The organism is Methanomicrobiales archaeon (genome assembly GCA_030019205.1).
Classification (GTDB): Archaea; Halobacteriota; Methanomicrobia; order Methanomicrobiales; family JACTUA01; genus JASEFH01.
The window spans coordinates 70209-79181 of record JASEFH010000012.1 but is presented as its reverse complement, the minus strand read 5'-3'; the positions used below and the strand labels follow the sequence as shown (position 1 = coordinate 79181).

Below are 8973 nucleotides of genomic sequence, written 5' to 3'. Positions count from 1 at the left end.
CCTTCTGCCGGTCCTTCTCCCGGTATCCCTTGAGCAGGAGGGTGCAGATGTTCCAGACGGGCCGATCGGTGTTCTCCTGGATGTGGAACTCGCAGAAGGGGCAGACCGTGATCACCACGTCCGCACCGCTCCTCCGGATGGCCTCGGCCCGCTGCTGTGCGAGCGCCTTCGCCTCCTCGGGGAGACCGGAGCGCACCCCGCCCCCGGCGCCGCAGCACTTGCTGGGCATCTCCTCGAACCGCTCCACCGCCTGTTTCAGGAGCGCCCGCGGCTGCTCGCCGATCCCCTGCCCCCGCAGGAGGTGGCAGGGGTCGTGGTAGGTGGCGACGAGGGGGAGGCGGGCGGGAGGTTCGATCCCGTACTCCGTCAACACCTCGGTGACGTCCTTTACCGCAAACGGCAGCCCCTCGTAGTCGTTCTTCAGGGTGGAGCCGCAGCCGGCGCACATGGTCATCACCGTCTTTATGCCCCGCTTCCGGAACGCCTCGATATTCTTCTGCCGCAGGCTGTCCAGGATGCGGGTCTGGCCGGTGCGGATCAACGGGGAGCCGCAGCAGACCTGGTCGTGGGGCACGATCACGCGGATGCCGTTCCTGCGCATCACCTCGATCATGTCGAGCGCCGTCTCCGGCACCCGCCCGTTGAACATGCAGCCCACGAAGAAGCCGACCTCTCCCCGCACCTCACCGTAGGGCTCGATCACTTCGGGCACCTGCTCGAGGAACGTGGGTCTGGTGCGGGTGATGCTCCGGCCCGTCTCCTCCACCAGGCGGGCGACCTCCTGGTGGCGGGGGAGCGTGAGCCCGCGGCGGTTCGCCGCCTCCCGCAGCTTCTCGATGGCTTTCCCGGGGATCTTGATGCTCTTCGGGCAGACCGCGTAGCACGCCCCGCAGGTGGTGCAGGTGAAGAGCCCTTTCTCGATGCTCTCCGCGATCCGGTCCTTCGCGTCCCGGGGATCCAGAGCGAGGCGGAGCTGCTGCCGCATCGCCGCAGGCCCGGCGAACTCCGCCACCGTGAGCGCCGGGCAGGCCGAGACGCAAGCCAGGCACTCGATGCAGTCGCGGAGGGGTTTTATCCGCTCGATATCCTCCTTCGTGAGCGGAACCTCCCCGGCAGGAACCGCGATGGATGCTATCTTCGCGAGCAGGGGCGCAAGATCCACGACGAGGTCCTTCTGGATCGGCAGATCGAGCGGCTCTACGGTCATGCCGTCTGCCGCCTCGCGCATGCACGCGAGAGCCGGAACCCCGTTCACCCGCACGGCGCAGCTCCCGCACTGGCCGCTCCCGCAGCAGTAGCGGTAGGAGAGGGAGGGGTCCTGCTCGTGGATGGCGTGCAGGGCGTGGAGCACCCGCGCCCCCTCGTTCACGTCCACCGTGTAGGTCTGGTAGCGGGGCTCCCGATCCCGCTTCGGGTCGAAGCGGAATACCCGCACCGTGATCGCCCTCATGCCGCCGCCCCCCGCTGCTCGATCCCCCTGCGGGTGAGCGAGACGAACGTGTGCCCGCAGGGGGAGTGCTGCGCGTCCCAGGTCTGGCTGACGTCCTTGCGCACGTGGGCACCGCGGGACTCCCGCCGGAGCAGGGCGCACTGCACGACGAGGAACGCCGTCGTCAGCATGTTCTGGAGCGTGCAGCACTCGATGAGGTTGGCGGGGGAAGCCGCCGAGAGGGGCTCGCCCATGAGCCGCCAGATCTCGGTATCCGCTCGCTGCAGACCCTGTTCCGTGCGGAAGATCCCGGCACCGCTCCACATCGTCCGCTTCAGGTCGCGGGCGACCCTCGCGGGGTTCGCGCTCCCCGAGAGGAACGCATCGAGCCGCCTCTGCTGGCTCTCGACCTGATCCCGGGGTATCCGCCCGTTCCGTTCCGGCTCCCTGCCGGCGAACTCACCGGCACGCTTCCCGAAGACCTGGGTCTCGGCGAGGGCGTTGCCGCCCAGGCGGTTGGCGCCGTGGACGCCGCCGCTCACCTCTCCGCAGGCGAAGAGCCCGGGCACCGTGGTGCGGCACTCGGGCGTGATCCGCAGCCCGCCCATGAAGTGGTGCGCCGTCGGCGCCACCTCCATCGGCTCCCGCCGGATGTCCACGCCGTAGGCGAGGAACTGCTCCAGCATGATCGGGAGCCGCTCCTCGATCCGCCCGGGCGGGAGGTGGGAGACGTCCAGGTACACGCCCCCGTTCTTCGTCCCCCGCCCCTCCAGCACCTCCAGCGCGATCGAGCGGGCGACCACATCCCGCGTGGAGAGCTCCCGGCGCTCCGGGTCGTAGCGCTGCATGAACCGCTCCCCGTGCCGGTTGAGCAGCAGCCCGCCCTCGCCCCGCACCGCCTCGGTGATGAGCCTCCCGCGGGCGTCGTAGGGGTACACGGCCCCGGTCGGGTGGAACTGCACCTCCTCCATGTCGATCAGCTCCGCCCCTGCCCGGTAGCCCAGGGCGTACCCGTCCCCCGTGCCGCTCCCGGAGTTCGTGGATATGTCGTACACCTGGCCGGCTCCCCCTGTCGCCAGGATCGTCGCGTCCGCCTTCACGGCGGAGAGAGAGCCCTGGCCGTCCAGGAGCAGGGCCCCTGCGACGGCACCGTCGTCGACGAGAAGCTCGACAGCGCTCCGCTCCTGCAGCACCGTCACGTCCGAGGAGCGGAGCTGTTCCAGCAGGGTCGTCATGATCTCGTGGCCGGTGCGGTCCCCGGCATAGCAGGTTCGCGGGAACCGCTGCCCTCCGAACGGGCGCTGCGCGATCCGGTTGTCCTCGGCGAAGTCGAAGACCGCTCCCCAGCGGATCAGATCGGCGATTCTCTGCGGCGATTCGTGCACCAGGATCGAGACGAGTTCGGGATCGTTCAGGTAAGCCCCGCCCCGCAGGGTGTCTTCGATATGCAGATCCTCGGAATCGCCGCTGCGGAGGACGGCGTTGTATCCCCCCTCCGCCATCGGCGTGCAGCCTCCCTTCCCCGCGATGGTCTTTGTTACCAGCACCACGTCCCCGTACCGGACGGCCTCCAGGGCTGCACGCACCCCTGCGCCGCCGCTGCCGATGACCAGCACATGGCAGTCGAGAATCTCGTCTAAAAGCATTCTATTATTAAGATACGCTGTATACTTTTATAAAGAAACTGCTGAAGAAAGAGTGGGCCGATATGAGGCTTCTGATGAAATTTGGCGGCACATCGGTTGCCGATGGAGATCGCATCGCCCGCGTCGCGGGCATCGTTGCACCCCGCGTGGAGGAGGGGCACGAGGTCGCCGTCGTGGTCTCGGCCCTGTCCGGAATCACGGACCACCTGATCCGGAACGCGGTCGAGATGGTGCAGTGCAGCGGCAAACCTCCCGTGGACGCCTGCATCCGCTCCCTGCGGGAGCGGCACTTCCAGGCGCTGCGGATCGCCGCGCCGGACCATGCGGATGCCGTGGGGCAGGAGGTCGAGGCGCGCCTGACAACCCTCGAGAACATCCTCTCCGCGGTCTACACGTTAAAAGAGCTGACTCCCCGCTCCCGAGACTACATCATCTCCTTTGGAGAGCGCCTCTCCGCGCCGATCGTATCGGCAGCGCTCCGGCAGCGGGGCATTCCGTCGATAGTGCTGGACGGATGCGAGGCGGGCATTCTCACCACCCCCAACCACGGGGACGCCCTGGCGCTCCCCGCCAGCGACGGGCGCATCAGGCAGAAGGTCCTCCCCCTTCTCTCCCATGCGGTGCCGGTGATCACCGGCTACATGGGCTGCACGGAGAAGGGGATCGTCACCACCCTGGGCCGCAGCGGGTCCGACTACTCGGCGACCATCATCGGTGCGGCGATCGACGCCGACGAGATCTGGATCTGGACGGACGTGGACGGCGTCATGACCTGCGATCCCAGGCTCATTTCGGATGCCCGGGTGCTGCCCACCATCTCCTACCTCGAGGCGATGGAGCTCTCCTACTTCGGCGCCAAGGTGCTCCACCCGCGCTCCCTGGAACCGGCCATGCGCAAGAACATCCCGATCCGGGTGAAGAACACCTTCAACCACAACCATCCCGGCACGACCGTGCTGCGGGACGAGCATCGGGACAAACGGGTGGTGAAGGCTCTCACCATCATCGAGAAGGTGGGACTGATCAACATCACCGGCGTGCAGATGATCGGGCGGCCGGGCGTGGCGAAGTCGCTCCTGTCCGCCCTCGCCGAGAAGGACGTGAACATCCTGATGATCTCCCAGGGCTCGTCCGAGGCGAACATCTCCCTGATCATCGAGGAGGCGCACCTGCCGGTGGCGATCGAGGCCCTCGCCCCCATCCAGAAGAGCGGTATCGTGCGCGAGGTGACCGCCGATCCTGACGTGGTCGCCATCGCCGTGGTCGGCTCGGGCATGGCGGGCACGCCCGGCATCAGCGGACGGATCTTCACCGCCCTCGGGAAGGCGGGCGTGAACGTGATCATGATCTCCCAGGGCTCGTCCGAGGTGAACGTCTCCTTCGTCGTGAAGACCGAGGATGGTCCCCGCGCCCTCCGGGCGCTCCACGACGAGTTCAGGCTCTCGGAGGAGCATGCCGACTGAACACGCACACACGTACCGCGAGGCGGGGGTGGATATCGACCTCGAAGCGGACGCCATCGGCGCCCTCGTCCGCCAGCTCACCTACCGCCGCCGGGGCGACTACGGCATGGTGGGGGAGGTGGGGCACTACGCCGGACTCGTCGATATGGGGGAGCGTGTGCTGGCCCTGACCACCGACGGCGTGGGCACCAAGATGCTCGTTGCCGAACGGCTGCGCAACTGGCGGACAGTCGGGATCGACTGCATCGCCATGAACGTGAACGATCTCTACGTCATGAACGTCGAGCCCGTCGCCTTCGTGGACTACATCGCAGCGGATCGGATCTCCGCCGACGTGATGTCCCAGATCGGGGAGGGGCTCAACGCCGGGGCGAAGCAGGCCAATATCAGCATCGTCGGGGGCGAGACCGCCACCCTGAAGGGGATCGTCAGCGGACTGGACCTGGCGGGGACGTGCCTCGGGATCCAGCTCCGATCGAAGGTGATCGCCGGCGAGAAGATCGTCCCCGGCGACCGCATCGTGGGCGTCCCCTCGAGCGGCATCCACAGCAATGGGCTCACGCTGGCACGCCGCATCGTGGAGGATGGCGGCGGCTACGGGGAGCGGCTCAGAAACGGCAGGACGATCGGCGAGGAGCTGCTGACGCCCACGCGGATCTACAGCGGCGCGCTGGAGGTGACCGAGAACGTTCCGGTGCACGGCATGTGCCACGTCACCGGCGGCGGGCTCCGCAACTTCGCCCGCCTCTCCCGCTACGGATTCTCGATCACCGATCCGCTGGAGCCGCAGCCCATCTTCCGCTGGCTCCAGGAGAGGGGGAACGTCCCCCGCGATGAGATGTACCTCACCTTCAACATGGGCATGGGATTTGCGTTCGTCGTGCCGCCCACCTCCGTCGAGGGCGTTCTGGAGGTCTATCCCGATGCCCGGGTCGTGGGCGCCGTCATCGAGAAGGGAGGGGTCTACCTGCAGGGCAGGGAGATCCGATAGCGGTCACGGTCCACACTCCTCCGCCTCCAGAAGTCTCCTCTCCGCTTTATCCGAGACGATAGCGCTGTTCCCCGTGGGGTCCCGAACGATCAGGGTTATCGGAAGCGCTCCTGCCCGAACCTCGTCGAGATCCAGCAGGAGGTTCGTTGCCCGCTCCCGCTCCTCGCCCTCCGCCCAGGAGAGCACGCCGGCGAGCACGTCCCCCACGCGGTCGAGCACTCCCTCGACGTTGGAGACGAACCCCTGACAGATCGGTCCGGGCTCCACCAGCACGCCGAGCTCCGGGATCTCCAGGTGGCCGCAGGCGCTGCGGATCACGCGGATGGAGAGATCCTCCACCGCCTCCACGCGGACCGCCCACTCCGACGGTTCGTTCTCCTCCAGGATCATCGTATCCGTGTACCGGAAACCGCAGGGGCAGCTTCCGCTGACCAGGAGAACCTTCGAAAAATAGGGTATTTCCTCGGTCTGATATAGGAACTCTATCTCATTTTCACAGATCGGACATCGGCTCTGCAGGACACTCCTCAAGAGAGGCTGCCTCCAATCTTCTCGCGGGAGATCTTCACCGACATCGGAGTGATCACGATGTACTTCTGGTCCCCGAGTCCGACGATGTCCCCGTTCACGTCGCGTGCCACCTCCTTCAAGTCCTTCAGCACGCGTTCGTACGTGATCTTGTCCATCTTGAGGCGGGATATGTCGACGATGACGATGTTGCCGTTGTAGACCTCGTCCTTTACCCGCGGCGTCTCACGGATGTCGGCGATGGATGCGACCTTGACGTACATGGAGGCCGCCTCTTCCCCGGCGGCCCCCTCGAATGCCGCCAGATCGAGCTCCATGTAGTCATCCTCCCCGATGGTGGAGCTTCTGCCGATGATGGTGTCGATCAGTTTACTCATGAAAGAAGGTGTACTGTGAATTTTATTTAATGGTATCTCTATGGCACTCCCTAAATTTCCAGGTTCCAGAGATCATCGCCGACGTAATGGATGTTCCTGGCCATTTTGCCCTTTTCCTGCCGCTGCATTTCAGAAGAATCGTACAGCGCCACCCCGATGGCGAGGGGTTTATCGTGCCGCTCCTCCGCCACCACGACGGGCGCTCCCGCCCGGATATCCTCGGTGAACGAAACGATCCCGGGGCGCATGATGTCCGCTCCCTTGATCACGAAGGGTATCGCGCCCGTGTCGACGATCAGGTGCCTCTGGGGGAACGGGTGCTCGATCGCCCCCCGCAGCGTCGGGAACACCCATCCGCCGTACTCCATCAGGAGAGGTCTCCGCCCGATGAGGTAGAGACGGAACGGCGAATCGGTCTCCGCGACCTCCACGGTATCCGAGCGGAAGAGGTCTGCGCTCTCCCCGATCTGCTCGGCGAGCCGCGTCTGCAGGGAGGCGATCTCCCCCTTGCGGATGGGATGGCGTTTTTTCAGGGTGATTGCAGCCATTTCTCTAGGATAGTCCCCCTCCCCGCTGATAAAAGATGCGGGTCCGCCGCCGCAGACCGCGGGGAGAACGCTATATTTAAGTAGATACCTCGCGCAATTATGGTACTTCACGCCACAGGGTAATCGTATGACAAAGAGACCGATGGAGATTTTGGATCAGGTTCTGAACCGCCAGCCGGTCATCGTCTCGCTGAAGGGCGGCCGGGAGATCCGGGGAATACTGCAGGGGTACGACGTCCACATGAACCTCGTGCTGGACAAGGCCGAAGAAGAGGTCGGCGGCACGATCGTAAAAGTCGGCACCCTTATCGTTCGCGGGGACAACGTTATCTACATTTCACCACTGATAGAGTAAGGGAGATTCCATGTCGAAAGGCACACCATCCATGGGAAAGAGGCAGAAACGGGTGCACATCGCGTGCCGGAGGTGCGGATCCATCTCCTACCACGTCCGCCAGAAAACCTGTTCTGCCTGCGGATTCGGCAGAAGCACCAAGTTGCGCGGTTACCGCTGGGCGAATAAAAAGCCTAAAGTTCCAACGCACTAAATATTTTCAGCATGTGCGGCATCGTTGGCATCGCTGATGCTGGCGAGGTTTCCGGTCCCCTGTACTATGCTCTCTTCTCTCTCCAGCACCGCGGCCAGGAGAGTGCCGGCATCTCCACCTCCGACGGCATCCGGCTGTACAAGCACAAGGGGCAGGGGCTCGTCACCGAGGTCTTCAGCGAGGCGATCCTGAAGAAGCTGAGGGGGAACGTGGGGGTGGGGCACGTCCGATACCCCACGACAGGTGCCAACCTGCCCGAGAACGCCCAGCCGTTCAACTTCACGTACAAGGGCCATTTCTTCGCCATCGCCCACAACGGAAACCTCGTGAACACCCAGGAGCTGCGGGCGGAGTTCGAGCAAGCGGGGGAGATCTTCTCGACCACCACGGACACCGAGGTGATCGCGAGCGTCATCGCCCGCGAGTACCGCCGCTCGTCCAGCATCGAGGATGCGATCGTCCACTGCATGCGGAAGCTGGAGGGGTCCTATTCTGTGGTGATGATGCTGGACGATGTGCTGTACGCGTTCCGCGACCCGCTGGGTATCAAACCCCTCTGCCTCGGGCGGCTCGGCGACGGCTACATCGTGGCTTCGGAGAGCGTGGCGGTGGATGCCCTTGGCGGCACGCTCCTGCGGGACGTGATGCCCGGCGAGCTGATCCGCATCAGCGAACAGGGGATCCAGACCAAGCGGATCACGCGCTCGAACCACCATGCCTTCTGCATCTTCGAGTTCATCTACTTCGCACGCGCCGATTCCCAGATGGAGGGCAGGCTGGTCTACGACGTGCGGCGCAAAATCGGGGAGTTGCTGGCGGAAGAGGCTCCCGTCGAGGCGGACATGGTCTCTCCGGTGCCGGACTCCGGCACCTCGCTCGCCGTGGGGTATGCGATCCGCGCGGGCGTTCCATTCCTGGAGGTCCTGATGAAGAACCGGTACATGGGGCGCACGTTCATCAAACCCTCCCAGCGGGAGCGGGAGAATGCAGTGCGGATCAAGCTGAACCCCATCAAGGAGCACATCCGGGATCGATCCATCGTTCTGGTCGACGACTCCATCGTGCGGGGGACCACGTCCCGCCGGATCGTGGGGATGATACGGGATGCCGGAGCCCGCGGCGTCCACGTGCGGATCGGCTCTCCGCCCATCCGGGCTCCCTGCTACCTGGGCGTGGACATGCCCACGCGGGAGGAGCTGATCGCGAGCGACAAGGACGTCGAGGCGGTGCGGCAGAGCATCCATGCCACCACGCTCCACTACATCTCCATGGAGTCGCTGATCCGGGCGATCGGCATCGACCAGGCGGATCTCTGCACCGGTTGCCTCACCGGCCGGTATCCGCTCTGCATCCGGGGCGAGTGCTGCACGCCGCGGGCCGTCGACCACGTGGGGGGCAGCTACCAGGTGGAGCTGGAGATGTTCTAGCGCTGAAAGACGCTTC

At 65.3% G+C, this 8973-nt stretch carries 10 protein-coding genes; 5 read left to right on the top strand and 5 right to left on the bottom strand.

Annotated elements, in window-relative coordinates; translation table 11 throughout:
* Positions 1-1450 (bottom strand): succinate dehydrogenase/fumarate reductase iron-sulfur subunit (locus tag QMC96_08180; protein MDI6876731.1); only part of this gene is annotated, 1450 nt, incomplete at its 3' end.
* Complete coding sequence (locus QMC96_08175) at positions 1447-3075, bottom strand: fumarate reductase subunit A (GenBank protein ID MDI6876730.1); 1629 nt, start codon at positions 3073-3075, stop codon at positions 1447-1449. The genes QMC96_08175 and QMC96_08180, both read right to left, overlap by 4 nt.
* A 62-nt stretch (positions 3076-3137) precedes the next feature.
* Here QMC96_08175 and QMC96_08170 point away from each other — a divergent pair, with 62 nt between their 5' ends.
* Both QMC96_08170 and purM read left to right on the top strand, forming a co-directional pair.
* Entirely contained in the window at positions 3138-4538 is a 1401-nt protein-coding gene (locus QMC96_08170) for an aspartate kinase (GenBank protein MDI6876729.1), read from the top strand.
* Complete coding sequence (gene purM / locus QMC96_08165) at positions 4528-5529, top strand: phosphoribosylformylglycinamidine cyclo-ligase (GenBank protein MDI6876728.1); 1002 nt, start codon at positions 4528-4530, stop codon at positions 5527-5529. The genes QMC96_08170 and purM overlap by 11 nt, the downstream gene beginning before the upstream one ends.
* A gap of 3 nt (positions 5530-5532) precedes the next feature.
* Here purM and QMC96_08160 read toward each other — a convergent pair whose 3' ends face one another.
* Genes QMC96_08160 through QMC96_08150 form a run of 3 tightly spaced genes read right to left on the bottom strand, consistent with a single transcriptional unit; the run spans position 5533 to position 6982 of the window.
* Entirely contained in the window at positions 5533-6060 is a 528-nt protein-coding gene (locus tag QMC96_08160; GenBank protein ID MDI6876727.1) for a ZPR1 zinc finger domain-containing protein, read from the bottom strand.
* The gene (gene sepF, locus QMC96_08155) at positions 6057-6434 is read right to left on the bottom strand and encodes a cell division protein SepF (protein ID MDI6876726.1); all 378 of its coding nucleotides are present in this window, start codon (positions 6432-6434) and stop codon (positions 6057-6059) included. The genes QMC96_08160 and sepF overlap by 4 nt, the downstream gene beginning before the upstream one ends.
* A gap of 50 nt (positions 6435-6484) precedes the next feature.
* Positions 6485-6982, bottom strand: a complete 498-nt coding sequence (locus QMC96_08150; protein ID MDI6876725.1) for an RNA-binding protein — start codon at positions 6980-6982, stop codon at positions 6485-6487.
* 127 nt (positions 6983-7109) lie between these two features.
* On the opposite strand from QMC96_08150, the gene QMC96_08145 reads away from it, so the two are divergent.
* From QMC96_08145 to purF, 3 genes are read left to right on the top strand one after another with little or no spacing between them, the layout of a single operon-like run.
* Positions 7110-7337 (top strand): RNA-binding protein, encoded by a 228-nt coding sequence (locus QMC96_08145; protein ID MDI6876724.1) that lies wholly within the window; start codon positions 7110-7112, stop codon positions 7335-7337.
* A gap of 10 nt (positions 7338-7347) precedes the next feature.
* On the top strand, positions 7348-7530 hold the full coding sequence (locus QMC96_08140) for a 50S ribosomal protein L37e (GenBank protein MDI6876723.1): 183 nt from the start codon (positions 7348-7350) through the stop codon (positions 7528-7530).
* Positions 7531-7541: 11 nt separating this feature from the next.
* A complete protein-coding gene (purF, locus tag QMC96_08135) occupies positions 7542-8957 on the top strand; it encodes an amidophosphoribosyltransferase (GenBank protein ID MDI6876722.1) in 1416 nt (471 codons plus the stop codon).
* Positions 8958-8973 lie beyond the last annotated feature (16 nt).